The sequence below is a fragment of the Hafnia sp. CBA7124 genome, from assembly GCF_002355555.1.
Lineage (GTDB): Bacteria > Pseudomonadota > Gammaproteobacteria > Enterobacterales > Enterobacteriaceae > Hafnia > Hafnia alvei.
On sequence record NZ_AP017469.1, the window covers coordinates 2,826,241 to 2,852,765 of the forward strand.

Genomic DNA, 26,525 nt, shown 5'->3' on the forward strand with positions numbered 1-26,525 from the left:
GGATGTGATGATGAGTGCGCAACATGAAATCGTGCTCGACGGCGTAGAAAAGCGTTTTACGGGCATGGATCAACCGGCGGTCGCGAGTCTCTCCACGCGCATCGCCAGTGGCGCAGTGATGGGGCTGGTTGGCCCCGACGGCGCAGGAAAAACCACGCTGATCCGCATGTTGGCTGGCTTGTTAAAGCCCAGCGCGGGCACGGTGAGCGTGGTGGGTTTAGATCCGCTGACGCAAGACAGCGAATTACACGCCATTTTGGGCTATATGCCGCAAAAATTTGGCCTGTATGAAGACCTTACCGTTATCGAAAACCTGACCCTATACGCAGATTTACGCGGCGTTATCGGCGAAGAGCGGCGCAAAACCTTTGAGCGCCTGCTTAAGTTTACCGATTTAACCCGCTTTACCGAACGCTTGGCGGGCAAGCTGTCAGGCGGCATGAAGCAAAAATTAGGGTTAGCCTGTACGCTGGTCGGCGAGCCTAAGGTTTTATTGCTGGATGAGCCGGGCGTTGGCGTCGACCCGATTTCTCGACGCGAGCTGTGGCGTATGGTGCATGAACTGGCCGATGAAGGGATGCTAATCCTTTGGAGCACCTCCTATCTCGATGAGGCCGAACAGTGCCGCGAAGTTTTGCTCATGAACGAAGGTAAACTGCTCTATAGCGGTGCCCCGCAGCAGTTAACCCAACGCATGGCTGGGCGCACCATTTTGCTGCGCGCCAAAAATATCTCACATCGAAAACTACTCCAGCGCGCTATCTGCTTACCTTCTGTTAGCGACGGCGTGATCCAAGGCAAGTATCTGCGCCTTATTCTCAAAGATAACGCCGATCACCACGCGTTGTTACTTGATTTAGACCAGCCGGACGCCGAATTGCTGGAGGCTGAACCTCGCTTTGAAGATGCCTTTATCGATCTGTTAGGCGGCGGGCCGGATCACGAATCTGAGCTGGCAAAAATAATGCCGCAGGTGAAAGTTGATCCCAACGAAACCGTGATTGAAGCGCAGCAGCTCACCAAAAAATTTGGTGATTTTGCCGCTACCGATCACGTTGATTTTCAAGTTAAACGCGGCGAAATTTTTGGTTTACTGGGGCCAAACGGCGCGGGTAAATCCACCACCTTTAAAATGATGTGTGCCCTTCTCAAACCCACCAGCGGTAAAGCGCTGGTGTTGGGTATGGATCTGAAAACAGACTCCGGGCGTGCTCGCCAGCATCTGGGCTATATGGCGCAGAAATTCTCGCTCTATGGCAACCTCACGGTGGCGCAAAACCTGAAGTTTTTCTCCGGCGTTTACGGACTAAAGGGGAAACAGCAGAAGGAAAAAATTGAGGGCATGGTTAACGCGTTTAACTTCACCCCCATTTTGAATCAAACGCCGGACTCTTTACCGCTCGGTTTTAAACAGCGGCTGGCGCTGGCCTGCTCGCTGATGCATGAACCAGACATCCTGTTTTTGGATGAACCAACGTCGGGCGTCGATCCCCTCACCCGTCGAGAATTTTGGCTGCACATCAACGGCATGGTGGATAAAGGTGTCACCGTGATGGTCACCACGCACTTTATGGACGAAGCGGAATACTGCGATCGTATCGGGTTGGTCTATCGTGGGAAAATCATTGCTGCAGGTTCACCCGATCAGCTAAAACACAGCGTCGCTAACGATGACAATCCAAATCCGACCATGGAGCAGGCGTTTATTGAGCTGGTTCAGGGCTACGACAAGGAGCAAACGGCATGAGTGAAAGCGCCAACAGTATTCACTTTTCGTGGCGGCGATTGCGCGCCCTGTGCCGCAAAGAAACGGCTCAGATCCTGCGCGATCCCAGCAGCGCGCTGATTGCGGTGGTGATCCCTCTGTTATTGCTGTTTATTTTTGGCTACGGCATCAACCTGGATTCCAGCAAACTGCACGTGGGTATTTTGATGGAGCAGCAGTCAGAAGACGCTCGCGATCTCACCAATACGTTTCTTGGCTCGCCGTATATTGCCGCTACGGTCAGCGATAACCGACAGGCGCTGATCCAGCAAATGCAGGCGGGTAAAATTCGTGGGCTTATCGTCATCCCGGTTGATTTCTCTGAACAACTGGCTCGTCCGCAGGGAAAATCTCCGATTCAGGTGATTACCGACGGCAGTGAGCCAAATACGGCAAACTTCGTCCAAGGCTACGCGGAAGGCATTTGGCAAATATGGTTACAGCAGCGCGCCGTTGATAAAGGGGGCGAATTCAAGCCGCTTATCGATGTGCAGCTACGTTATTGGTTTAACCCTGCCGCCATTAGCCAGCACTTTATTATTCCCGGAGCGATAACCATTATTATGACGGTTATCGGCGCCATCCTGACATCGCTGGTCATCGCCCGCGAGTGGGAACGCGGCACGATGGAGGCGCTGCTTTCTACTCAAGTAACGCGCACGGAATTACTGCTGTCAAAACTGCTGCCGTATTACGTATTGGGCCTGCTGGCTATGACCCTGTGCATGGTGGTTGCCGTTTTTGTGATGGGGGTGCCTTACCGAGGGTCACTACTGATTTTATTCGTGATGACCACACTGTTTCTCGCCAGCACCCTCGGGATGGGACTGCTTATCTCTACGATCACCCGTAATCAGTTTAATGCGGCAATGGTGGCTCTTAACGCGGGGTTCCTGCCTGCCGTTATGCTTTCAGGGTTCATCTTTGAAATTGACAGTATGCCAGCCATTGTTCAGGCCGTGACCTATGTGATCCCCGCCCGCTACTTTGTGAGCACCCTACAAACGCTATTCTTGGCCGGTAATATCGGCAGCGTGCTGATGGTTAACCTGCTGTTTTTAATTATTTCCGCCGTGGTCTTTATTGGACTTACCGCGTGGAAAACCAAGCGCCGACTGGATTGAGGATTTTTCATGTTCTATAGGCTGTGGACATTAATCATTAAAGAACTTCAATCGCTGCTGCGCGATCCCCAAACTCGCGCCATTTTGATCATGCCGGTCATTTTGCAAGTGGTGCTGTTTCCTTTTGCCGCAACGCTAGATGTCACCAACGCCAGCATCGCGATCTATAGCGAAGATACCGGCCAGTCGTCGATAGAGCTCACCCAGCGCTTTGCCAAGGCCGAAGCCTTTACCAACGTAATACTGCTGCACAGCCCGCAAGAGATTGCACCGACGATTGATAACCAAAAAGCGCTGCTGTTAATCCGTTTTCCTGCCAATTTCTCACGCGATATTTTGTCCGGCCATCAGGCGCCGTTACAGATAGTTTTAGACGGACGCAGCTCCAACAGCGCGCAAATCGCGGCAAACTATGTTCAGCAGATTGTCCGTGACTATCAACAAGAGCTTATCAGCGGACAGCCTGTATCCACTCACGATTTGGCCCAGAGAAACTCCGAGCTGGTTATTCGCAACTGGTACAACCCCAATCTGGATTACAAATGGTTTGTGGTGCCGTCGCTGATTGCCATGATCACCACCATCGGCGTGTTAATTGTGACGTCGCTGTCGGTGGCACGCGAACGTGAGCAGGGAACGCTGGAACAGCTGTTGGTTTCACCGCTGAATACCTGGCAGATATTCGTTGGCAAAGCCATTCCCGCCCTGATTGTCGCCACGTTTCAGGCCACCGTGGTGTTACTGATCGGGATTTTTGCCTACCAAATTCCGTTTGCCGGTTCCCTTTTGCTGTTTTACTTCACCATGCTGATCTACGGGCTTTCGTTGGTCGGTTTTGGCCTACTGATTTCATCGCTATGCTCAACGCAGCAGCAGGCATTTATTGGCGTATTTGTGTTTATGATGCCCGCAATCTTGCTGTCCGGTTACGTATCGCCGGTGGAAAATATGCCGGTTTGGCTGCAAAACCTGACGTGGATAAATCCAGTTCGGCACTTCACCGATATCACCAAAGAGCTCTATTTGAAGGATGTGAGCTTCGATATTATCTGGCACAGCCTATGGCCGCTTCTGGTGATTACCTTAACCACCGGCAGCGCCGCCTACGCAATGTTTAGGCGTAAGATTGCGTAGCGAGCTAAATCCACCGCGAGCGTAGCCAACGCATAAGCAGCTTCAAGTATGAAGGGGATAAGGACTCTTGCTATACTGCGGCATACCATCTTTGCCGCAGGCGCAATGTCATCATCTTAGATAGGGTTAGATCAGCATCATGTTAAGTTCGAAGGAATCATCTAATAGTGCCGATGCCTCCCTTTCTGGGATCACGCGCAGCTATATGCTGTTTATTTTTCTGCTGGTTATGGCTAATTTGCTCTACGGCTATAACTATGTGAATGCCTACATTAACAGCAAGCAAACCATGCTAGCGACGGTTGCCGATCAGCTGCAAAAGCGTATCGAGACCTACCGTTTTGTGACCTATCAGGTGTATGACAACCTTTCGGCCTCTAATTCTGTCCAACTGCCCTCTCCGGTCAACGAGGTTCGGTTACGTCCTGATATCTATCTATTGGAAAAGAGCCGCCATAAAACCGATGCCCTGATTTTTGGTCAGCATGATGCGAGCACCAGCGATTTAGCGCTACGCATGTCGAACTATCTCGATATTTTGTGGGGCGCGGAAACCGAAACCTATTCTATGTATTACCTGAACGGGCAGGATAATAGCCTGATTTTGGTCTCGACGATGCCGATGAAAGATCTGTCTGCGCGTTATAAAGAGGGATATTTGGGTAACGTGGTCGAGTCCCGTAAAACTGAAATGCTGCAACAGTCTAATTCACTAGATGAACGCGAAGGCTTCTCAGGGTTGCGCAAGTTCCGTTTCCTGAATTCTTACTATTTCACCTTGCGTACCACTTTTAATAACCCTGGGCATTTAGCTACCGTCGTGGCTTTTGATCTGCCTGTCGGCGATATTTTGCCGCGCGATTTGCCCGTTCAACGTTTTTTGATCACTGAAAATCCTGAATCACCATCAGAATTGATGTCGCGTGAAGAACTGCCAGAGGCTTTCTCTACGCTGAGATGGCCGTGGTTAACGATCAGCGCCCCGCTGTATAACACGCCGCTGAAGATTGATTTCAATATCCCGATGACAACGCTCACCGTGGATATGCTGAGGAATAATTTCTGGCTGGTGCTGATTAATTTATTGGTGCTCGTTCTGTCATTCACCGGTTTTTATTTCGTGCGTCACCAATATATTCGTCCGGGAAAACGCATGGCTGCGCAGCTCAGCGCCCAGCAGGAAATGAATCAGGAAATTATTACCCATTTACCAATTGGCCTGCTGATTTATCGTTTCGACACCGATACCGTGGTTGCCAGCAATAAAATTGCCGATCATCTGTTGCCGCACCTTAGCCTGAGCAAAATTGCTAGCATGGCTCAAGAACATCAGGGTCGAATTCAGGCAACGGTCAACAATGAAATGTATGAAATTCAGATGGTGCGCAGCCAGCAGAATATTAAATCTGCCCTGTTCTTAATGCGCGATCTGGATAAAGAAATGATGGTCAGCAAAAAGCTAAAACAGGCGCAGAGTGAATATGAGAAAAATCTGACCGCACGCAAAATCATGACCACCAATTTAAGCCGCGAGCTTAATGCGCCGATGAGTAATATTCAGCAATTAGTCGCTGACATTCAAAATAATAAAGATGATCCTCGTCTGCTAGATTTATTGTTGGGCGAAACACGTCATGCGCAGGCTTTGATCGATGAAATTACGCTGCTCACCGAAATTGAAAATCGGGACTGGCGTCCGGTGACCGAAACATTCAACCTTAACAAACGTATTGATGAGCTGCTAAAACGCAGCTTGCCTGAACTGCGCCGCAAAGGGCTAACGCTTATCAATCACACCGATATCGATCCAGATAAAGAGTTTATCGGTGATATTCGTTCGCTAGAACAAGTGCTTTCCATGCTGCTGCACTATTCCATCATTACCACGGTGTATGGAAAAATCACTCTCAAAGTGACGCAGAAACCTGAGTCTCCTGACCACATTTGTTTTGAGCTCAGCGATACCGGCACCGGCGTATCCAATAAAGAGATCAATGGATTGCGCTATCCAAATCTCGGTGAGCCGCAAAGCGATCGCTTCGCCAGAGGCTCGGGAATGACTTACTATCTGTGCGCCCAGCTGTGCAAACGTATGAGCGGCAGATTGGATATTCAAAGCAAAGACGATATCGGAACGCGTTATAGCTTTAGCTGCATCATGCATCCGGTGGAACATCCAGAAGAAGAGTCGGAGAAGCTGCTGGACGGGATCACGGCCTATCTGCAAATCACCTCCGATGAAATTCGCAGCCTGATTATGCATAAGCTTGCCGCTTTTGGTGCCGCGTCCATCATTGCCGACGGCCGCGATGCCAACGAAGAATATGATATTACGCTGACCGATGCTCCAGAGAATGCAGAAGATTACACCCTGCTGCTGGTCTCTGATATTGACGGTTTTGAAGAATACGCGCCGCATCGCATTAAGGCTAACTTCAACCTCACCGAGCCGCTCATTGACGCCATTTTGCTGCTGATTGAGCAACAGATTGCGGTCACAGAATCGCCAATCGATGCGGAATATGCTGAAAATGCAGATCCTTCATCTGATAGCTCTCCTTTTAAATCAAAGGATTACTTTTCTCTGTTTATGGAAACAGTACCGGAAGATGTACAGAAACTGTATACTGAAGCCGAACAGAGTGATTTATCCCCGCTTTCTCTGACTGCACACCGACTTAAAGGTGTTTTTGCCATGCTTAATATCCCCACCGGCAAAACTCTATGTGAACAGTTAGAACTCGCCATTAAAGAAAGCGATGTAACAAATATAAAGATTTTGATCAGTCAGATTGATACTTTTGTCAGCCGACTGCTTCTACTAGGTAGCCAACAACATGAATAACCTAAATGTAATTATTGCTGATGACCATCCAATTGTCCTATTCGGTATTAGGAAGTCACTTGAACAAATCGAATGGGTTAACGTTGTCGGGGAATTTGAAGACTCAACGGCATTAATCAATAGCTTATCTAAGCTGGATGCGAATGTACTGATCACCGATCTTTCCATGCCGGGCGACAAATACGGCGATGGCATCACCTTGATTAAATATATCAAGCGCCATTATCCGCACCTGTCCATTATTGTTCTGACCATGAACAATAACCCTGCTATTTTAAGTGCGGTTCTGGAATTGGATATTGAAGGGATTGTTCTTAAGCAAGGCGCGCCGGCTGATTTACCGAAAGCGCTAGCTGCATTGCAGAAAGGTAAGAAATTTACCCCAGAAAGCGTGTCCAAACTGCTGGAAAAAATTAGCGCCAGCGGCTACGGTGACAAACGCTTATCACCAAAAGAAAGCGAAGTCCTGCGCTTATTCGCCGAAGGTTTCTTAGTAACAGAAATTGCTAAAAAGCTGAACCGCAGCATTAAAACCATCAGTAGCCAGAAGAAATCAGCCATGCTGAAACTCGGCGTTGATAACGACATTGCGCTGCTGAACTATCTTTCTTCCGTCAATATTATGTCGGTAGATAAAGACTAAGTTATTGCTGTATTACCCCCTCCCAGCCTCCCCCTTGTCAGGGGGAGGAGCATTCTGCACTCAACATCAACATTGAGCGCCGTACGGCTCCCTCCCCTGATAAGGGGAGGGTTGGGGTGGGGTATTAAACCCCTTTGTCTCTTCCCTTCCTCACTACCTCAGCAAAATGATGCAGCGATTTTTGTAGCTCTTCCAACGTCACCGGCTTCGACAAACAGCTGTCCATTCCAACCTGAATACAGCGCTCCCGCTCTTCCGCCAGCGCGTTAGCCGTCACGCCAATAATTGGCGCGGTGCGGCCCTGCTGACGCAGACGCGCAGTGAGCTGGTAACCATCCATGTTTGGCATGTTAACGTCAGTAAGCACGATGTCGGCCTGCTGTTTCGCTAATGCGCCTAACGCATCCAAACCATCGCTTGCGGTTGACACCGACTGATAGCCTAATGAAATCAGCTGATCGGCCAGCAAACGACGGTTGATCGGATGATCGTCGACGATAAGAATATGCACATCGCTGTAATCTTTAACTTCAATATTGCCATTATCTTCAGAAAGATCGGGGAGTAATGCCGTGTCTTCTGGCACAAAAATGCGGCGTAGAATACTCAACAATTCTAGCGGTGCCGCCGTGCTGAGCACCCATGAGCCGTCCTCTTTGCGTTTCGCATGGCCTAAATACTCTGCGGATAGGCGGATGTGGGTCTTAACCGGAGTACTCAGAGTAACGTCATGATCTGAAATCAAAATCCCCTGCTCATCGCAATGTTCGCTGGCGCTGCATAGACGAACATCCGCACCGGCCATGGTCAGGAGTTTCAGCAGATAAGCTTCCAAGCGCGCATTGTGGATCTCAAGCCAAACGGTTTTTTGTGCTAGTGCGGCAATTTCAGGCGCTGATTCCACTGCCTGATACATCGGAATACGTACGGTAAATATGCTGCCCATTCCCGGCTCCGATTCCACGGCAATGTCGCCATCCATCAGACTGACCAGTTTTTCACAGATGGCCAGCCCCAGACCGGTTCCTTGGAAATGGCGTTGCACGCCGGTGCCTACTTGGAAGAATGGATCGAACAGCTTCATCACATCGCGGAATGGGATACCCAAGCCTGTATCACGTACGCGGAACTCAAGATAGAAATCCTGTACCCGCACCTGAAGGATAATGCAGCCGGTATCGGTAAATTTGATCGCGTTGCTCAGCAAGTTCGACAACACCTGCTGAATACGCATGATATCGCCAGAAACGGAATCTGGCACTTCTGGCTCAATAAAGCAGTACATCGCCAAGCGCTTGCGAACCACCAGCGGCAAGTAGTTGCCGATGATATGCGGGATCACCTTACGCGGCTCAAAGGTTCCCGGCTCTATTTTGAGCTGTTCGGATTCGATCTTGGAGAAATCAAGAATATCGCTGATGATTTTAAGCAACAGCCCCGAGGAGTTACTCATCGCCGCCAGCAGACGCTGGGTTTCTTCCGGCAGAGACTTAGTTTGCAGCAGGTCGAGATTACCAATGATGCCATACAACGGGGTTCTCAGCTCATGGCTGACCGTCGCCAAGAACATTGATTTCGACTGGCTGGCCTGCTCGGCGGCATTGGCGAGCTCTTGCAATGACTCTTCAATTTTAACGCGCGCACTCACGTCGATCATGACGCAAATCGCCACATCCTCATTGCGATAGCGGGAATGAACAAAGCTAATTTGTAGATTCTGATTCTGGCTGGTGATGACGTCGACCACGCTGCTGGGTTGCTCGCAGATAATGCGCGTGATCCGATGGCGGTCTTCAGAGGTAAACAGGCTGATATAATTATGCGCCAGTTCATTACTCAGAATATTGCTACCGTCTTTAATTCGCAGAATACAAATGCCCACCGGCGCAGAGGCGACAATTTTACGGTTAAATTGCTCATGTTCCTCAAGACGAAACGCATTATTTTCTGCCGGAGAAAACATTTTTCGCTCAAATAACCACGTCAATACACACAGAATAAGCGCGCTGATTAAGTTTAGGATCACCGCATTAATCAGGAGTAAATTAAAACGTTCGAGCAATACGCTGGTCGGCAGTGAATAGACAATGCTTAATCCCGACGGGCTCAGTTTCTTTTTCAGCAACAGGGTGTCATAGCCGCTGTTATAGCCAAAATAGTTATCGTCGTTCGGAATACCTGAAAGGGCGGGTTGCTCACCGCCGTTTTCAGTGTAGGTCATTAATACGTCATTATTTTCATTCAGCAATGTGACGCCTACCGGCAGCGTAGAAGGATTGGTAAAATCCTCTAAGCGAATATTTTGCTCGGTGCCTAGCAGTGCTTCCAGCTTGTTGGCGATGTAAACCGGCGTAATAACATAAAGCGCCCCCACGTCATTTTGAGTACCAGGGATCACCCAGAACAGCGTGTGTTCTTTCTCTTTATTATTGCTGTTTTGGAACATCAAAATCCGCTGATGCAGATTGCGGAACACATTGCTTTGGTCAAGTGGCGTATTACGAATGCCAAAATCAGCCAGACACAAGCTTTCACCACCGATAAAGAAGATTCGGTTTAGGTCATATGCGGCAACGAAATTCTCTTTCCAATAATTAATGAAATTACTCAGCGACTCTAACGAGTTCTGGTAATTATCGCTCAGCAGCTGGCAGTCTGACTCAGGAAAAATCGGCGTCAGCGGTGGGAGCGTATTCTTTCCACTGAATACGCCGTTGATCATATCTAGCCCAGTCACAGACCAGCTCAGTCGATTTTCCGCAATATAGCGAATATCCCGCATGATGCTTGAGGAGTGCTTGATCACCCCCTGCGCCTGATCAAAATTCAGGTTAAAGTCTTGGCGGATGTCCGACTCTTTCTCATGAAATTCATTGAGAATATAAAACGTGGTCAGCAAAGCGCCCAAGATCCACAGCATCAGCGCCAGCGATCGGAATAGATAGCGTGAAATTCGCAGCGTTGTTCGGAAAGAGGCTAGATATTTCAAAGGATTACCATAGCAGAAAACGGACTGTTAAACGAAAGGCCTACATTCAAGTATCACACTAGTCACTAGAGATAAAAAAAGCCAGTACAAACATCTGCACTGGCTTTTTATCGAGTCAACGAAACGCTAGTAATTAGGCGTTTTCATCGCCCTCTTCATCATCAGACTCTGACGCATCATCAACGCTTTCAGCATCGTCAACGACATCAGCAACATCGCCGTCAACCGCCGCATTCTCTTCGCCATCGAGAACTTCATCATCCTCTTCTGGTTCAGCAACGCGCTGCAAGCCAACAACGTGTTCGTCTTCGGCGGTGCGGATCAGCGTAACACCTTGGGTGTTACGACCAACAACGCTCACCTCAGCAACGCGGGTACGTACCAACGTGCCAGCATCGGTGATCATCATAATCTGATCGCATTCGTCGACCTGAACAGCACCAACCACGTTACCATTACGCTCGCTGACCTTGATAGAGATAACCCCCTGAGTCGCACGGGACTTGGTTGGGTACTCTGCAACGCCGGTACGCTTACCGTAGCCATTTTCGGTCACGGTCAGAATATCGCCTTCGCCACGAGGAATGATCAGTGATACAACGCGGTCTTCACCGTTGAGGTTGATACCACGTACGCCCGTTGCGGTACGGCCCATAGAACGCACTTGGCTTTCTGGGAAACGCACCACTTTACCGGCCGCAGAGAACAGCATCACTTCGTTGCTGCCGTCGGTCAGATCAACACCAATCAGCTCATCGCCTTCGTTCAGATTCACGGCAATAATACCCGCGCTGCGAGGACGGCTGAAATCGGTCAGCGCCGTTTTCTTCACGGTACCGCTCGCGGTTGCCATGAAGACGTGACGACCTTCTTCGTATTCACGCACCGGAAGAATGGCGGTAATACGTTCGTTGGCTTCCAGCGGCAGCAGGTTGATGATCGGACGACCACGCGCACCACGGCTCGCTTCAGGCAACTGATAGACCTTCATCCAGTACAAACGACCACGGCTTGAGAAGCACAGAATAGTGTCGTGCGTATTGGCCACCAGCAGGCGGTCAATGAAGTCTTCTTCTTTAATACGGGCGGCTGACTTACCTTTACCACCGCGACGCTGTGCTTCGTAGTCGGTCAGAGGCTGGTATTTCACATAGCCCTGATGCGACAAGGTCACTACTACGTCTTCCTGCGAAATCAAATCTTCGATGTTGATATCCGCAGTATTTTCAGTAATTTCGGTACGACGCGCATCGCCAAACTGGTCACGGACCGCGATCAGCTCTTCGCGAATCACTTCCATCAGGCGATCTGGACTTTCCAGAATGAAGATCAGCGCAGCGATCTGCTCTAACAGATCTTTGTATTCGTCGAGCAGTTTTTCATGCTCAAGACCGGTCAGTTTCTGCAAACGCAGATCCAGAATGGCCTGAGCCTGCTGTTCAGTCAGATAGTAATGACCGTCACGAATACCGAATTCTGGCTCCAACCATTCAGGGCGCGCAGCGTTATCGCCAGCACGTTCCAGCATCGCTGCAACGGTGCCCAGCTCCCAACCGCGTGCAACCAGCAGCGCTTTCGCTTCTGCAGGGTTTGGCGCACGGCGGATAAGCTCAATGATTGGGTCGATGTTCGACAACGCAATCGCCAAACCTTCCAAGATGTGCGCACGATCGCGAGCTTTGCGCAGTTCAAAGATGGTACGACGCGTGACAACTTCGCGGCGGTGGCGAACGAATGCCTGTAGGCAATCTTTCAGCGTCAGCAGTTTAGGCTGTCCCTGATGCAGCGCCACCATGTTGATACCAAACGTCACCTGCATTTGCGTCAGTGAGTACAGGTGGTTCAGAACCACTTCGCCCACGGCGTCACGTTTGATTTCAATAACAATACGCATACCGTCTTTATCAGACTCATCGCGCAGGGCGCTGATGCCTTCCAGACGTTTTTCTTTAACCAACTCGGCAATTTTCTCGATCAGGCGAGCTTTGTTCACCTGATAAGGAATTTCATGCACGATGATGGTTTCGCGGCCGGTTTTTTCGTCCGCTTCAACTTCGGCTTTGGCACGGATATACACCTTGCCGCGCCCAGTGCGATACGCTTCCTCAATACCACGGCGACCGTTGATGATCGCGGCAGTTGGGAAATCCGGGCCAGGGATATGCTGCATCAGGCCTTCAACCGTAATGTTTTCGTCATCAATATAGGCCAAGCAGCCATTGATCACTTCATTCAGGTTGTGTGGAGGAATATTGGTTGCCATACCTACGGCGATACCGGAAGAACCGTTCACCAGCAGGTTTGGAACTTTGGTTGGCAACACCGCTGGGATTTGCTCGGTGCCGTCATAGTTAGGCACGAAATCAACGGTCTCTTTTTCCAGATCCGCTAACAGTTCGTGAGCAATTTTGGACATACGGATTTCGGTATAACGCATTGCTGCGGCGGAGTCGCCATCAACAGAACCGAAGTTACCCTGTCCATCAACCAACATGTAACGCAGCGAGAACGGCTGAGCCATACGAACGATAGTATCGTATACCGCGCTATCACCATGTGGATGGTATTTACCGATAACGTCCCCGACGATACGGGCCGATTTTTTATATGCTTTATTCCAGTCATTGCCCAATACATTCATCGCGAACAGAACGCGACGGTGAACTGGCTTCAGTCCATCACGAACATCCGGCAGCGCACGCCCGACGATAACGGACATGGCGTAATCCAGATACGAGTTTTTCAACTCTTCTTCGATGTTGACCGGCGTAATCTCTCTGGCAAGGTCGCTCATGGAGCTGCTATCCCTCTACTGACTTCTGATGATTCATCTGCTGCCGCTACCCTAACAGACACCCTTGGGTATATTCATCGAATAGATCAAAGCGCATACACGATGACAAAGACCGCGAATTATATCATAAAGCCGGATTTAGTGCGAAACCCTGTGCGCTTTTCAATGCACGGCGGAATTAACCTCATTGAGCCAAGAATCTGTATAATCCACAGCAGTACTTTTCTCAAAAAATTATTTTCGGGTGAATGATTCACGCCACCAGAAATATCTTAGAAGGAGTGTTCGGTGTCTGAACAAAACGTAGACCATCAGGAAATTGCTAAATTTGAAGCCGTGGCATCGCGCTGGTGGGATCTCGAAGGGGAATTTAAACCCCTGCACCGTATTAACCCTCTGCGCCTGAACTATATCCAGCAACGCGCCGACGGTGTATTTGGTAAGAAAATCCTCGATGTTGGCTGCGGCGGCGGCATTCTGGCCGAAAGCATGGCGCGCGAGGGCGCCGATGTCACCGGCTTAGACATGGGCGCGGAGCCCTTACAGGTCGCGCGTTTGCATTCACTGGAAACCGGCATCAAAGTCACCTACGTTCAAGAAACCGTTGAGCAGCACGCCGACGAGCATGCGGGTCTCTACGATATTGTCACCTGCATGGAAATGCTGGAACACGTTCCCGATCCGCGCTCCGTGGTGTTGGCATGCGCCAAGCTGGTAAAACCCGGCGGACACGTTTTCTTCTCGACGATTAATCGCAATAACAAAGCCTGGCTAATGGCGGTTATTGGTGCTGAATACGTATTGAAAATGGTGCCAAAGGGAACTCACGATGTGAAAAAATTCATTCGCCCTGCTGAGTTAATCGGTTGGATCGATGAAACCCCGCTGCGCGAACGCAATATGATTGGCCTGCATTACAACCCGTTAACGGATAAGTTCAAGCTGGCACCGAACGTGGATGTGAATTATATGGTGCATACGGTGTGTGAGGAGTAACTCTTACTACCTTCATCAACAACCCCACCCCAACCCTCCCCTTCGCAGGGGAGGGAGCCGTTTGGAGTTTGCTGAAAGATCCTCGATCGGCCCCACCCCCAGCCCTCACCTTCGCAGGAGTGGGAGCCGTTTAGTGTTTACTAAAAGATCCTCGATCGGCTCCTCCCCCTGCCAAGGGGGAGGTTGGGAGGGGGTTATAACGCCAAGCTCCTGACAACCTTTTTCGTTAGAGATAAGACGATTGCCTAAATTGCATCTGCCTATGATATTAACCGTGATCAATATCGCCTTTTTAAGTAACGAATAAGAAACCAGCAGTCGATCAATTTATTTTATTTTTAAGTGGAATCTTATCCCCCTCACCTCTCAACCGCTGCCGCCAGTAATGACGGTACGTGAGCGCCTGACTTAACAATTCACCCCCAAGTTATCCACAATTATGCGCCGTTTTGTTCACTTGCAAAAGGAAGCTAAGAACACTATCTTGTTATCACTCCTTGATTAATACACCATATCTTGTGTTCACAACACGAAATCGACACTACACGTCAAGTTAATGCAACAATGATTTTGCATTGATTTAACGCGCATGGCTTTTATAGACACGATGACGGCTTGAACATGAGATCGCACACGGACAGGTAAATAGCCCTATGAATCAAAGTCTGCTGGTCACTAAGCGTGACGGAAGCAAAGAACGTATCAATCTTGATAAAATCCACCGCGTACTCGATTGGGCTGCTGAAGGCTTGAGTAATGTCTCAGTTTCTCAGGTGGAATTACGTTCTCACATCCAGTTTTATGATGGGATCCGCACCGCGGATATTCACGAAACCATCATCAAGGCCGCCGCAGACCTGATCTCCCGTGACGCTCCAGACTATCAATATCTGGCTGCGCGTCTGGCTATTTTCCATCTGCGTAAAAAAGCTTACGGCCAGTTTGAACCGCCTAAACTGTACGACCACGTAGTTAAACTGGTCGAAATGGGTAAATATGACAAACATCTGCTGGAAGATTACACCACCGAAGAGTTTGCTCAGATGGACGAGTTTATCGACCATTGGCGCGACATGAATTTCTCTTACGCCGCAGTTAAGCAGCTAGAAGGGAAATATCTGGTTCAGAACCGCGTATCCGGTGAAATCTACGAGAGCGCCCAGTTCTTGTATATTCTGGTCGCCGCGTGCCTGTTCTCTAACTATCCGCGTGAAACCCGCCTGAGCTATGTAAAACGCTTCTATGACGCGGTATCAACGTTCAAAATTTCACTGCCTACGCCGATCATGGCGGGCGTGCGCACCCCTACCCGCCAGTTCAGCTCTTGCGTGCTGATCGAGTGCGGCGACAGCTTGGACTCGATCAATGCCACGTCCAGCGCCATCGTGAAATATGTCTCCCAGCGTGCCGGTATCGGCATCAACGCCGGTCGGATCCGTGCGTTAGGTAGCCCAATTCGCGGCGGTGAAGCTTTCCACACCGGCTGTATTCCGTTCTACAAACACTTCCAGACCGCGGTTAAATCCTGCTCTCAGGGCGGCGTGCGCGGTGGCGCAGCAACGTTGTTCTACCCGTTGTGGCATTTGGAAGTTGAAAGCCTGCTGGTACTGAAAAACAACCGTGGCGTTGAAGGTAACCGTGTTCGCCACATGGATTACGGCGTGCAGTTGAACCGCCTGATGTATCAGCGCTTGATTAAAGGCGGCGACATTACGCTGTTCAGCCCGTCAGACGTTCCGGGGCTGTACGATGCTTTCTTTGCCGATCAGGATGAATTCGAACGTCTGTATATGCAGTACGAAGCCGATGACAGCATTCGTAAGCAGAAAGTTAAAGCGGTGGAACTGTTCTCACTGATGATGCAAGAGCGCGCCTCAACGGGTCGTATCTACATCCAGCACGTTGACCATTGCAACACCCATAGCCCGTTTGATCCGGCTATTGCACCGGTGCGCCAGTCCAACCTGTGTCTGGAAATCGCCCTGCCAACCAAACCGTTGAGCGACGTGAACGACGAAAACGGCGAAATTGCGCTGTGTACGCTGTCGGCGTTTAACCTCGGCGTTATCGAGTCGCTGGACGATTTAGAAGAGCTGGCGGTGTTAGCCGTTCGTGCCCTTGATGCCCTGTTAGACTATCAAGACTATCCGATTCTGGCGGCTAAGCGCGGTGCGATGGGACGTCGCACTCTGGGAATCGGCGTGATTAACTACGCTTATTATCTGGCGAAGAACGGCGTGCGTTACTCCGACGGCAGCGCGAACAATTTGACGCACAAAACCTTCGAAGCCATTCAGTATTACCTGCTGAAAGCGTCTAACGAGCTGGCAAAAGAGCAAGGCGCGTGCCCGTGGTTCAATGAAACCACCTACGCACAGGGCGTCCTGCCAATCGACACCTATAAAAAAGATTTGGATACGATTTGCAACGAGCCGCTGCACTACGATTGGGAAACGCTGCGTCGCGAGATTAAAGAACACGGCCTGCGTAACTCCACGCTGTCTGCGCTGATGCCGTCTGAAACCTCTTCGCAGATTTCTAACGCGACCAACGGCATTGAGCCACCGCGTGGCCACATCAGCATTAAAGCGTCGAAAGACGGTATCCTGCGCCAAGTGGTGCCAGAGTATGAGCGCCTGAAAAACGCTTATGAGCTGCTGTGGGAAATGCCAAACAACGATGGCTATTTGCAGCTCGTCGGTCTGATGCAGAAATTTATCGATCAGTCGATTTCCGCCAATACCAACTACGATCCGTCTCGCTTCCCATCTGGGAAGGTTCCGATGAAGCAGCTGTTAAAAGACTTGCTGACGGCGTACAAATTTGGGGCTAAGACCCTGTATTATCAAAACACCCGTGATGGCGCAGAAGATGTGCAAGACGATTTGCAGGCCGTTGCCGAAGACGACGGTTGCGAAAGCGGTGCTTGCAAGATTTAACCAAGACCAGCACGAAACCGCCGATATCCATCGGCGGTTTTATCCTAAACGGTAGGATTATAGTTTTATGGCATATACCACATTCTCTCAAAACAAAAACGATCAGTTACTCGAACCCATGTTCTTCGGTCAGCCGGTTAACGTGGCGCGTTACGACCAGCAAAAGCATGAAATTTTTGAAAAACTGATCGAAAAACAGCTCTCTTTCTTCTGGCGTCCCGAAGAAGTTGACGTGTCTCGCGACCGTATCGACTATCAAGCGCTGCCAGAACATGAAAAACACATTTTTATCAGCAACCTGAAATATCAAACCCTGCTGGATTCCATTCAGGGACGCAGCCCGAACGTCGCGCTGTTGCCGCTGATCTCTATCCCTGAGCTCGAAACTTGGGTCGAAACGTGGTCGTTCTCCGAAACTATTCACTCACGTTCTTACACGCATATTATCCGTAATATCGTTAACGATCCGGCGGTGGTGTTTGACGATATCGTCACCAACGAAGAAATCCTCAAGCGTGCGAAAGACATTTCCGGCTACTACGATGATTTAATTGAGATGACCGGTTACTGGCACCTGCTGGGGGAAGGCACTCACACCGTTAACGGCAAAACCGTCAACGTGAATCTGCGTACCCTGAAGAAACAGCTCTATCTGTGCCTGATGAGCGTCAACGCGCTAGAAGCGATTCGCTTCTACGTCAGCTTCGCCTGCTCTTTCGCTTTTGCCGAGCGCGAGCTGATGGAAGGTAACGCTAAAATCATCAAACTGATTGCCCGCGATGAAGCCCTACATCTGACCGGCACCCAGCACATTCTGAATCTGATGCGTTCAGGTCAGGACGATCCTGAAATGGCCGAAATCGCCGTAGAGTGCGAACAACAGTGCTATGACCTGTTTGTTCTCGCTGCGCAGCAGGAAAAAGAGTGGGCAGAATATCTGTTCCGCGATGGCTCCATGATTGGCTTGAACAAAGATATCCTGTGCCAGTACGTGGAATACATCACCAATATCCGCATGCAGGCCGTTGGCTTGGGGCTGCCGTTCCAAACGCGCTCTAACCCAATTCCTTGGATCAATGCTTGGTTGGTGTCTGATAACGTTCAAGTGGCACCGCAGGAAGTGGAAGTGAGCTCTTATCTGGTTGGTCAGATTGACTCGGAAGTCAACGCTGATGACCTGAGCGACTTCGAGCTGTAATCCCTTGAGCTTTTCACTCTACCAAGACTCGACGCTGGCGGCAGACGACGCCGCTAGCATCGAGGCTGAAAATGCCAGCGCTGAGCCACTTACGCCCACCATCACACTCGCCCTTTCTGGCGCTAAGCTTGCGTTCACACATGGCAAAGCCTCGCTGCTTGAAGCCCTTGAGCATCATAATGTGCAGGTGGAATATCAATGCCGCTCAGGCTATTGTGGCTCATGCCGTTGCAAAATGACCAAGGGCCGCGTGGTGTATCGCCAACAGCCGCTGGCCTTCATCAACGAAGGTGAAATTTTACCTTGTTGCTGCCATCCAGACGGAGACATCGAGGTGGAGCTTTAATCGCCTCCACCGCGATTTTTTACCTGCAATCCCTTCCCCTATCACACTGATAATTCACACAAGAATCTGTTCTTGCTCCCACATTTCTGCATGTTTATTTCAAACCGCGCATAATCAATTGTATGATGTAGCCAGCTTTTTATGTGATAAGGACTCGGTTTGGCTCAGACGTGTGCTGGCAGCCGATTTATAAATAATCAGCGACTGATCATAGATTATTTGGTTCTAGCAAACTCCTTTTGGGACTTTGCATGCTTAGCTGCGCTTTTTTAGTGTGGTGTCAGCTATTTATATTGCCAAGTAGTACGAATCGAGCCTTATCACGGAGCTGTTCAACGATGCAAAACACAATAACAATGAAAGCCAAACTATTACCTGTGCTGATTTTCGCCTCGCTTTCCGCCGGAACGTTAAGCGCCAACGCATGGGCGGCGACGCCACCGAAAACGCTGGTCGTGGTGCAAACTCTGGATGATATTGCCAGCCTTGATCCCGCAGAAAGCAACGAACTTTCCAGTATTCAAACGGTGCCGAGTCTTTACCAACGCCTGATCCAAGCCAACCGCGATAATCCAGCCAAGATTGATGCCGTACTTGCCGAGAGCTGGCAAGGCGACGCAGCCAATAAAACGCTCACCGTTAAGCTGCGTCCCAATGCCAAGTTCTCTTCCGGTAATCCGGTGCGCCCTGAAGACGTTATCTTTTCCTATACCCGCGCCGTAGCCCTCAATAAATCGCCAGCCTTCATTTTGAACGTATTAGGGTGGGAAGCGGATAACGTCGCCAGTCATCTGAAGAAAATTGACGACCATACGCTACAGCTCACGTGGACCGCCAACGTAAGCCCTGACGTGGCGCTGAACATTCTCTCGACGCCAATTGCCTCCATCGTTGATGAAAAAACCGTCACGCCTAATGGCAAAAAAGGCGACTTTGGTAATGAGTGGCTCAAAATGCACTCAGCGGGCAGTGGGCCGTTCAAAATGCGCGTATATCAACCGCATCAGGCCATCGTTTTGGATGCCAATCCGCTATCAAACGACGCGCCTAAAATCGCCAATATCATTATTAAAAACGTGCCCGATCCGGCGTCTCGCCGTTTGCTGATCCAGCAGGGTGACGCCGATATTGCCCGTGGGCTGGGCGCAGACCAAACCTCGGCGTTGCAGAATCAAGCCGGTATTAACGTGATGAGCATTCCTTCGGCCGAGCAAAACTATTTGGCGTTCAACACCGGCAATACCGCGAATCCGTTACTGGCAAATCCTGCACTGTGGGAAGCGGCGCGCTATCTGGTCGATTACAAAGGCATCACGCAGGACTTACTCAAGGGCCAATATTTTGTGCATCAGAGTTTCCTGCCGGTCGGCTTTAACGGCGCGCTGGAGAATAATCCGTTTAGCTTCGATCCTGCTAAAGCGAAAGCCATTCTCGAGAAAGCCGGGATCAAAAATGCCGCCTTTACGCTGGATGTTGAAAACAAAGCGCCGTTTATCACCGTGGCTCAATCCATTCAAGCCAGCTTCGCGCAAGGCGGCGTGAAAGTGGATCTGCTGCCTGCGGCAGGCAGTCAGGTTTATGCACGCGTGCGTGCGCGTCAGCATCAGGCCGCGATCCGCATGTGGCTGCCGGACTATTTCGATGCGCATTCCAACGCCAGCGCTTTTGCCTACAACGATAACAAAGGCAGCACCGTCGCGTGGCTAAACGGCTGGAAAATCCCTGAGCTAAGCCAGCAAACGCTCGCCGCCGTAGCCGAAGCCGACAGCGCTAAACGTTTGGATATGTATACCAAAATGCAGCAAGAGCTACAGCGTAGCTCGCCGTATGTGTTTATCGATCAGGCCAAAACTCAGGTTGTGCTGCGCGACAACGTGAAAGGCTATCAACAAGGTCTGAACGCCGATATGGTTTATTACGATCGCGTCACCAAGTAATTCGTCCGCTTTTTATCCACAGCAAGCGGAGAAACTATGGCTGCTGACTTCACGCCGGAGAATAATTTCCGGCGTCATTTACAGACCCTGTTGCAGGGTCTACTTACGCTCGCATTAACGCTTTTCGGGCTGCTGCTGATTACGTTTTTGCTTTCCGCGCTCTCTCCCGTCGATCGCGTATTACAAATCGTTGGCGATCATGCCAGCGTCTCCACCTACAATCAGGTTCGTCATCAGTTAGGGCTAGATCAGCCGCTGCCGGTGCAGTTCTGGCACTATCTGATTCAGCTTGGGCATGGCGATCTGGGCACCGCCAGCGCAACCGGCCAACCGGTGCTACAAGATTTACTCACGGTATTTCCTGCCACGCTGGAGCTAGCGACGCTGGCGCTCATTATCGGCGCCACCCTCGGCGTTCTGCTGGGCGTGCTGTGCGCACGTTATGCGGGAACGGCGTGGGATCTGACCATCCGCACGCTCACCCTGCTTGGTAATTCGGTGCCTATCTTCTGGCTTGGTCTACTGATGCTGTTGCTGTTCTATGCACGTTTACAGTGGAGCGCAGGGCCGGGAAGGCTGGACGATATTTATCAATACAGCGTTGAAGCCAAAACCGGCTTTGTGCTTATCGATACCTTACTCTCCGGCGACAGCGGCGCGTTTCTCAACGCCATTAATCACCTGACGCTACCGGTTTTGCTATTGGCCTACTTTTCGATGGCCAGTATCACTCGGCTAACCCGTTCGGCGTGTCTAGGCGAAATGAAAAAAGAATACGTCACACTTGCACGCGCCAAAGGGGCAAACGAAACCACTATTCTGATACGCCACGTGCTGCCCAATATTCGCGGTACGTTATTCACTGTGATTGCGCTGGCCTATACCGGCATGCTGGAAGGCGCAGTTCTGACTGAAACCGTATTTTCCTGGCCGGGCATTGGGCGTTATCTCACAACCGCCCTCTTTGCCGGTGACACCACGGCGGTGATGGGTGGCACATTGGTCATTGGCGTGTGTTTTGTGTTGATTAATAACCTGACGGATCTATTGGTACGTCTCACCGATCCGAGGGTGCACTAATGAATTTATTACACAAAATTCTCCGCTCACCAGCGGCCAGCTGTGGATTGGTGATTATCCTGCTGCTGATACTCTGCGCCCTTTTTGCACCGTGGTTAGCGGGGCAAGATCCCAATTGGCAAAACGCAGCGGCGCGTTTGCTACCGCCCGAACCGGGACATTGGCTCGGCACCGATGCCTATGGGCGAGATATGTTGGCTCGGCTGCTGTATGGCACCCGCCCGATGTTAGGCATGGTGCTACTGGTGACCGCAATTACCCTCCCTCTCGGCCTGCTGATCGGTATTTTATCCGGCTATTACGGCGGTTGGACTGAGCGCGTGCTGATGCGATTTACCGATGTTGTTATGTCGATGCCGCGCTTAATTCTAGCCTTTGCCTTTGTCGCGATGCTTGGCCCAGGGCTTATCAATGGCGCGCTGGCGCTGGCGCTCACTACGTGGCCCGCCTATGCCCGTCAGGCTCGAACTGAAATTCAAAAACTGAGGAACAGCGATTATCTCAGCGCCGCAGAAATGCTGGGCATTCGCGGTTTCAGGCTGATGTGGGGACATATTTTGCCACTCTGCTTACCTTCCGCCATCGTGCGCTTAGCGCTGGATTTAGCGGGTATTATCCTTGCGGCCGCAGGCTTAGGTTTCTTAGGATTAGGTGCTCGCCCACCGATGGCTGAATGGGGCGCGATGATCGCCGACGGCATGCAGGTGATCTTCGATCAGTGGTGGATTGCCGCCATTCCCGGCGCGGCCATTCTGCTCAGCAGCTTAGCTTTCAATCTGCTGGGCGATGGCCTGCGTGATATTTTGGAGTCCGATCATGACTGATATTTCACAGAACCATTCGCTGATTGAAGCCGTGGATTTATCGGTTCATTTTGGTCAGGCGTGCGTCGTCAACCAGCTAAATTTTTCCTTGGGCCATGAACGGTTAGCTTTAGTGGGCGAATCCGGCTCCGGCAAATCAATGACCGCTCGCGCGCTAATGGGGCTAATTCGTCAGCCGGGCAAAGTCAGGGCCACCACGCTACGTTTTGAACAGCAAAATTTACTGGCGCAGAAACCCAAACAATGGTCTGCACTGCGCGGTAACAGCATCGCCATGGTGCTGCAAGATCCTCGCTACGCGCTCAATCCGGTGCATACCATTTACCGCCAAATTGAAGAGGCGCTTACGCTGCACCAGCGTCTGTCGCGCCGTCAGCGCGATGAGTTGGTGTTGCACACCGCTGAGTCGGTCGGGCTTCCCGCTCATAGCCTAAAACGCTATCCGGGCGAGCTATCTGGCGGACTGGGGCAGCGCGCCATGATCGCCATAGCGCTGATCAACAATCCCAAGGTGCTGATTGCTGATGAGCCCACCTCTGCGCTGGATGCTCGGCTGCGCCATCAAATTCTTTCTCTTTTGGTGGAACAATGCGAACAACGCCAGATGGGGCTATTGCTAATTAGCCACGATCTGCCGTTGGTGGCCGAACACTGCGACCGCGTGATGGTGATGTATCAAGGGCAGTGCGTTGATGAACTGCGGGCGGCTGAGCTACCGCAAGCCACACATCCTTACACCCGAACGCTCTGGACCTGCCGGCCGAATGCCCAAACCTACGGTTCCCTGCTGCCGGTTCTGGATCGCTCACGCACTTTTGAAGGAGCACCTCGTGCCGCTGATTAATATTCAAGATTTACACGTCAGTTTTTCTGACGGACGACAGCGTAAACACGTGGTGAAGTCGGCGCATTTTCAGGTCAATGAGGGAGAAACCTTTAGCCTGATCGGCGCATCCGGCTGTGGGAAATCGACTATTTTGCGCGTCATCGCCGGTTTGCAGCGTGAATGGCAGGGACAGATTGATTTATTAGGCTCGCCTCTGCGCCCACAAAAACGGCTCAACGGCGAAATCCGCCGCAATGTGCAGATGGTATTTCAAGATCCCTATGCCTCGCTGCATCCTCAGCATCGCCTATATCGTTCTTTGGCAGAACCGCTGCAGATTCATCGCGAACCTAACGTAGAACAGCGGGTGGCTGAAGCACTGCAACAGGTAGGGCTCCCCGCCGATGCGGCGCAGCGCTTTCCTCACCAAATTTCGGGAGGGCAACGCCAACGCGTCGCCATTGCCCGCGCCCTACTGTTGCGGCCTAAAATCTTACTGCTCGATGAGCCCACTTCTGCGCTCGATATGTCGGTTCAGGCTGAAATCCTTAACCTGCTTAACCTGCTAAAGCGGCTGCATTCCATGACCTACCTACTCGTCAGCCACGACGCCGACGTGATTGCCCATATGTCGCAACGCGCGGCGCTGATGGAGGATGGAAAAATTATGCGGGAGTTTAACCGTGCGGCGTTAGCACGCGGCGAGCATCGTTTCGACTAACGCTGATTGATATGAAAAAGCCCCCTGAGCGGATAAAGGCTCAGGGGGCTTTATGTAACTGAATAATCAGTCGAGCAAATCAGCGATTAGCGGCGGTTGCCGAAAATACGCAGCAGCATCAAGAACAGGTTAATGAAGTCCAGATACAGCGTTAACGCGCCCAAAATCGAGTATTTACGGAAGTTATCTTTATCTTCAGGGTTCAGTTGCTCACCCATAGCTTTCAGCTTCTGAGTGTCATACGCCGTCAAACCAACAAAGATAATCACGCCCGCATAGGTAATCACCCACGTCAGCGCTGGGCTTTTCAGCCAGATATTTACCAACGACGCCAGAATGATACCGATCAGCCCCATAAACATCATTGAGCCAATGCCGCTTAGATCACGCTTGGTGGTGTAACCGTAAAGGCTCATGGCCCCGAACATACCAGCCGTTACCACGAACGTGCTCGCGATAGACGAATAGGTATAAACGATAAAAATACTGGCCAGCGTTAATCCGGTGAGTGCAGAATAGAGCATAAACAGCGATGTTGCGGCGGCGGCGCTCAGTTTCTGCACCATACCCGACAGCACAAACACCAAGCCCAACTGCACAATGATTAAACCGAAAAAGGTAATTTTGCTGGAGAAAATAAAATTCAGCACGGCTGGCGTATGTGCGGCATACCACGCCACGATAGACGTCAGTAATAACCCACAGGTCATCCAGCCATACACTTGCGCCATATACGCCTGTAGGCCCGAATTTGCGCGCTCTACGATCGAGCCATTATCACGAGGATATCGATCCATGAAGATCACCTTAAGCTAGGAATAACAATATTATCTGAATGGATAAAACAACCAGACAGTTCTCCTAATAAGCCTACCACAGAACCGTGTTTTTGCTGCGGGCTGAGTGTGCCGATATATTTCAGATTTAAGTAATATTTACTTATGCGTCAAACACTCGACCAGCGCTTGGTAACATGGGCTACACGCTCACCGAACTTGCGCGCGGTTTCTAAATCGCCCGGCAGCGGCGCTTCATCCGGCGAGGCATCGGAAGGCGACACCGTCATCAAGCCCGAAAAACCAGCAATATAGTTCACATCATTGCGGTTTGCCGCTTTGGTGTTGGACGGCAACATTCCCATCCCTACCCACACACCACCATGCTGCTGCGAGAGATGGAACATATAATCGAGCGTGCCAAGTTTGTCGCCGTTCATGCTGGCCGAGTTAGTGAACCCAGCAAAAACTTTATCTTTCCACTCTTGACTAAACCAAGGCTTGGAAGAGGCATCAGCAAATTTTTTAAACTGCCAAGATGGCCCGCCCATGTAGGTCGGGCTACCAAAAATAATCGCGTCGGCCTGCGCTAACAGATGCCATCCCCCTTCCGGCAAGTTGCCTTCGCTGTCGATAGCCAAAACCTCAACGCTCACACCGTCGATCTGCTGCGCGCCCGCGGCTACCGCCTCAGCGGCTTTGGCGGTATGCCCGTATCCACTATGAAAAACCACGGCTAATGCTGTCATCAAATAACTCCTCACACGTTGGTTAATTCGTTATACGCCTGAGAATATTTATACGTCGGGAATAGGATGGCGTCTAGGGCGATGGTTTTTCATTCAAATACAGCAGTTGGAACACCCGCGCCCATACTCAATAGACAATCGGACGCCTAAAGTCGGTGGTATCAGGTAAAAGCGCAACCGTTCGTAGGTGTCGATTGCAGATAAACCATATTTCATCCCGATCGTTAGATAATATGTAGTAAGCATCCGATGATTCAGAGGGATTAAACACGCCTAGCGCCCGATAGGCTATTTCACGACTAAACCCGCTACGCAGCGGCAAAGGCCGTGGCCCATTCTCCAACTCCTCAACCCGCAAATAAAGACCTTGCTCAAACCAAATCAAATTAGCCCCTTAGCTCAACGAAAGTTAGCTCGCATGCTGCCACAAAGATGCAGCGCTGAAATAAGTATAGTGAAAATGAGGCAGAAGATAATTTTGGCTGCCTGTACGGCAGTGAACGGCGTACACGGCATGCGAGCTGTGATTGTTTGTTTCTAAGCTGCCTGTACGGCAGTTAACATAAATCATAAGATGTATAATTGATTGAAATATTTCTAAGCTGCCTGTACGGCAGTTAACTCCACGCTTATCTCTGCATTAATTCAGCGAGATTTCTAAGCTGCCTGTACGGCAGTTAACAAAAATGGGAGAAAGAAGCAATGTTAAAGAGTTTTCTAAGCTGCCTGTACGGCAGTTAACTGCGCCAGAAGGCGAGTCGCCAGAGGCGGAGTTTTCTAAGCTGCCTGTACGGCAGTTAACTGTTGAAAATCAGCCAAAAACCTTTTCCTATCAAACC

19 protein-coding genes and 1 CRISPR repeat array are annotated in these 26,525 nt (G+C 50.6%); of the genes, 14 read left to right on the plus strand and 5 right to left on the minus strand.

What is annotated here, in order from left to right:
- Positions 1-7 precede the first annotated feature (7 nt).
- From CPY98_RS13145 to rcsB, 5 genes are all read left to right on the plus strand, one after another.
- Positions 8-1,747, plus strand: coding sequence for an ATP-binding cassette domain-containing protein (locus tag CPY98_RS13145; protein ID WP_096388021.1), 1,740 nt, complete (start codon positions 8-10; stop codon positions 1,745-1,747).
- Entirely contained in the window at positions 1,744-2,889 is a 1,146-nt protein-coding gene (locus CPY98_RS13150) for an ABC transporter permease (protein WP_025798046.1), read from the plus strand. Before CPY98_RS13145 ends, CPY98_RS13150 begins: the two co-directional genes overlap by 4 nt.
- A 9-nt stretch (positions 2,890-2,898) precedes the next feature.
- Positions 2,899-4,023 carry an ABC transporter permease gene (locus CPY98_RS13155; protein ID WP_043494014.1) on the plus strand — a complete coding sequence of 375 codons (1,125 nt, stop codon included), beginning with the start codon at positions 2,899-2,901 and terminating at the stop codon, positions 4,021-4,023.
- A 139-nt stretch (positions 4,024-4,162) separates the two neighbouring features.
- Entirely contained in the window at positions 4,163-6,868 is a 2,706-nt protein-coding gene (gene rcsD / locus CPY98_RS13160; RefSeq protein WP_046450248.1) for a phosphotransferase RcsD, read from the plus strand.
- Complete coding sequence (gene rcsB, locus CPY98_RS13165; RefSeq protein WP_025798039.1) at positions 6,861-7,511, plus strand: response regulator transcription factor RcsB; 651 nt, start codon at positions 6,861-6,863, stop codon at positions 7,509-7,511. The genes rcsD and rcsB overlap by 8 nt, the downstream gene beginning before the upstream one ends.
- A 124-nt stretch (positions 7,512-7,635) precedes the next feature.
- Here the strand turns inward: rcsB and rcsC are convergent, their stop codons facing one another.
- On the minus strand, positions 7,636-10,500 hold the full coding sequence (rcsC, locus tag CPY98_RS13170) for a two-component system sensor histidine kinase RcsC (RefSeq protein WP_025798037.1): 2,865 nt from the start codon (positions 10,498-10,500) through the stop codon (positions 7,636-7,638).
- Between the two features lie 133 nt (positions 10,501-10,633).
- Positions 10,634-13,294: a DNA topoisomerase (ATP-hydrolyzing) subunit A gene (gyrA, locus tag CPY98_RS13175; protein ID WP_043494023.1), complete on the minus strand. Its 2,661-nt coding sequence runs from the start codon at positions 13,292-13,294 to the stop codon at positions 10,634-10,636.
- 288 nt (positions 13,295-13,582) lie between these two features.
- On the opposite strand from gyrA, the gene ubiG reads away from it, so the two are divergent.
- From ubiG to CPY98_RS13220, 9 genes are all read left to right on the plus strand, one after another.
- Positions 13,583-14,290, plus strand: a complete 708-nt coding sequence (gene ubiG / locus CPY98_RS13180) for a bifunctional 2-polyprenyl-6-hydroxyphenol methylase/3-demethylubiquinol 3-O-methyltransferase UbiG (protein WP_096388023.1) — start codon at positions 13,583-13,585, stop codon at positions 14,288-14,290.
- 653 nt (positions 14,291-14,943) lie between these two features.
- Complete coding sequence (gene nrdA / locus CPY98_RS13185; RefSeq protein WP_025798033.1) at positions 14,944-17,229, plus strand: class 1a ribonucleoside-diphosphate reductase subunit alpha; 2,286 nt, start codon at positions 14,944-14,946, stop codon at positions 17,227-17,229.
- A 67-nt stretch (positions 17,230-17,296) separates the two neighbouring features.
- On the plus strand, positions 17,297-18,427 hold the full coding sequence (gene nrdB, locus CPY98_RS13190) for a class Ia ribonucleoside-diphosphate reductase subunit beta (protein ID WP_025798031.1): 1,131 nt from the start codon (positions 17,297-17,299) through the stop codon (positions 18,425-18,427).
- Between the two features lie 58 nt (positions 18,428-18,485).
- Complete coding sequence (yfaE, locus tag CPY98_RS13195) at positions 18,486-18,773, plus strand: class I ribonucleotide reductase maintenance protein YfaE (protein ID WP_046449928.1); 288 nt, start codon at positions 18,486-18,488, stop codon at positions 18,771-18,773.
- 356 nt (positions 18,774-19,129) lie between these two features.
- The gene (locus CPY98_RS13200; protein ID WP_096388025.1) at positions 19,130-20,710 is read left to right on the plus strand and encodes an ABC transporter substrate-binding protein; all 1,581 of its coding nucleotides are present in this window, start codon (positions 19,130-19,132) and stop codon (positions 20,708-20,710) included.
- A gap of 36 nt (positions 20,711-20,746) precedes the next feature.
- A complete protein-coding gene (locus CPY98_RS13205) occupies positions 20,747-21,790 on the plus strand; it encodes an ABC transporter permease (protein ID WP_025798025.1) in 1,044 nt (347 codons plus the stop codon).
- Complete coding sequence (locus tag CPY98_RS13210) at positions 21,790-22,614, plus strand: ABC transporter permease (RefSeq protein ID WP_096388027.1); 825 nt, start codon at positions 21,790-21,792, stop codon at positions 22,612-22,614. Before CPY98_RS13205 ends, CPY98_RS13210 begins: the two co-directional genes overlap by 1 nt.
- Positions 22,607-23,458, plus strand: a complete 852-nt coding sequence (locus CPY98_RS13215; protein WP_096388029.1) for an ABC transporter ATP-binding protein — start codon at positions 22,607-22,609, stop codon at positions 23,456-23,458. Before CPY98_RS13210 ends, CPY98_RS13215 begins: the two co-directional genes overlap by 8 nt.
- Complete coding sequence (locus tag CPY98_RS13220; protein ID WP_043494043.1) at positions 23,445-24,161, plus strand: ABC transporter ATP-binding protein; 717 nt, start codon at positions 23,445-23,447, stop codon at positions 24,159-24,161. The genes CPY98_RS13215 and CPY98_RS13220 overlap by 14 nt, the downstream gene beginning before the upstream one ends.
- 86 nt (positions 24,162-24,247) lie before the next feature.
- Here the strand turns inward: CPY98_RS13220 and CPY98_RS13225 are convergent, their stop codons facing one another.
- The 3 genes from CPY98_RS13225 to CPY98_RS21020 form a co-directional block, all read right to left on the minus strand.
- Positions 24,248-24,958 (minus strand): Bax inhibitor-1/YccA family protein, encoded by a 711-nt coding sequence (locus tag CPY98_RS13225; protein ID WP_025798019.1) that lies wholly within the window; start codon positions 24,956-24,958, stop codon positions 24,248-24,250.
- Between the two features lie 149 nt (positions 24,959-25,107).
- Positions 25,108-25,686, minus strand: a complete 579-nt coding sequence (locus CPY98_RS13230) for a flavodoxin family protein (protein ID WP_043494046.1) — start codon at positions 25,684-25,686, stop codon at positions 25,108-25,110.
- A 127-nt stretch (positions 25,687-25,813) separates the two neighbouring features.
- A complete protein-coding gene (locus CPY98_RS21020; RefSeq protein WP_071842631.1) occupies positions 25,814-26,071 on the minus strand; it encodes a hypothetical protein in 258 nt (85 codons plus the stop codon).
- Positions 26,072-26,160: 89 nt separating this feature from the next.
- Positions 26,161-26,488: direct repeats of the CRISPR family, unit length 28 nt; unit sequence TTTCTAAGCTGCCTGTACGGCAGTTAAC.
- The last annotated feature ends 37 nt before the right edge of the window (positions 26,489-26,525 follow it).

Coding starts and splice junctions, on each gene's coding strand:
- CPY98_RS13230 (WP_043494046.1), bottom strand. CDS start 25,686: ATGACAGCATTAGCCGTGGTTTTTCATAGTGGATACGGGCATACCGCC.
- nrdA (WP_025798033.1), top strand. CDS start 14,944: ATGAATCAAAGTCTGCTGGTCACTAAGCGTGACGGAAGCAAAGAACGT.
- gyrA (WP_043494023.1), bottom strand. CDS start 13,294: ATGAGCGACCTTGCCAGAGAGATTACGCCGGTCAACATCGAAGAAGAG.
- CPY98_RS13210 (WP_096388027.1), top strand. CDS start 21,790: ATGAATTTATTACACAAAATTCTCCGCTCACCAGCGGCCAGCTGTGGA.
- CPY98_RS13200 (WP_096388025.1), top strand. CDS start 19,130: ATGAAAGCCAAACTATTACCTGTGCTGATTTTCGCCTCGCTTTCCGCC.
- rcsB (WP_025798039.1), top strand. CDS start 6,861: ATGAATAACCTAAATGTAATTATTGCTGATGACCATCCAATTGTCCTA.
- CPY98_RS13225 (WP_025798019.1), bottom strand. CDS start 24,958: ATGGATCGATATCCTCGTGATAATGGCTCGATCGTAGAGCGCGCAAAT.
- nrdB (WP_025798031.1), top strand. CDS start 17,297: ATGGCATATACCACATTCTCTCAAAACAAAAACGATCAGTTACTCGAA.
- CPY98_RS13205 (WP_025798025.1), top strand. CDS start 20,747: ATGGCTGCTGACTTCACGCCGGAGAATAATTTCCGGCGTCATTTACAG.
- CPY98_RS13150 (WP_025798046.1), top strand. CDS start 1,744: ATGAGTGAAAGCGCCAACAGTATTCACTTTTCGTGGCGGCGATTGCGC.
- CPY98_RS13155 (WP_043494014.1), top strand. CDS start 2,899: ATGTTCTATAGGCTGTGGACATTAATCATTAAAGAACTTCAATCGCTG.
- rcsD (WP_046450248.1), top strand. CDS start 4,163: ATGTTAAGTTCGAAGGAATCATCTAATAGTGCCGATGCCTCCCTTTCT.
- CPY98_RS13145 (WP_096388021.1), top strand. CDS start 8: ATGATGAGTGCGCAACATGAAATCGTGCTCGACGGCGTAGAAAAGCGT.
- CPY98_RS13215 (WP_096388029.1), top strand. CDS start 22,607: ATGACTGATATTTCACAGAACCATTCGCTGATTGAAGCCGTGGATTTA.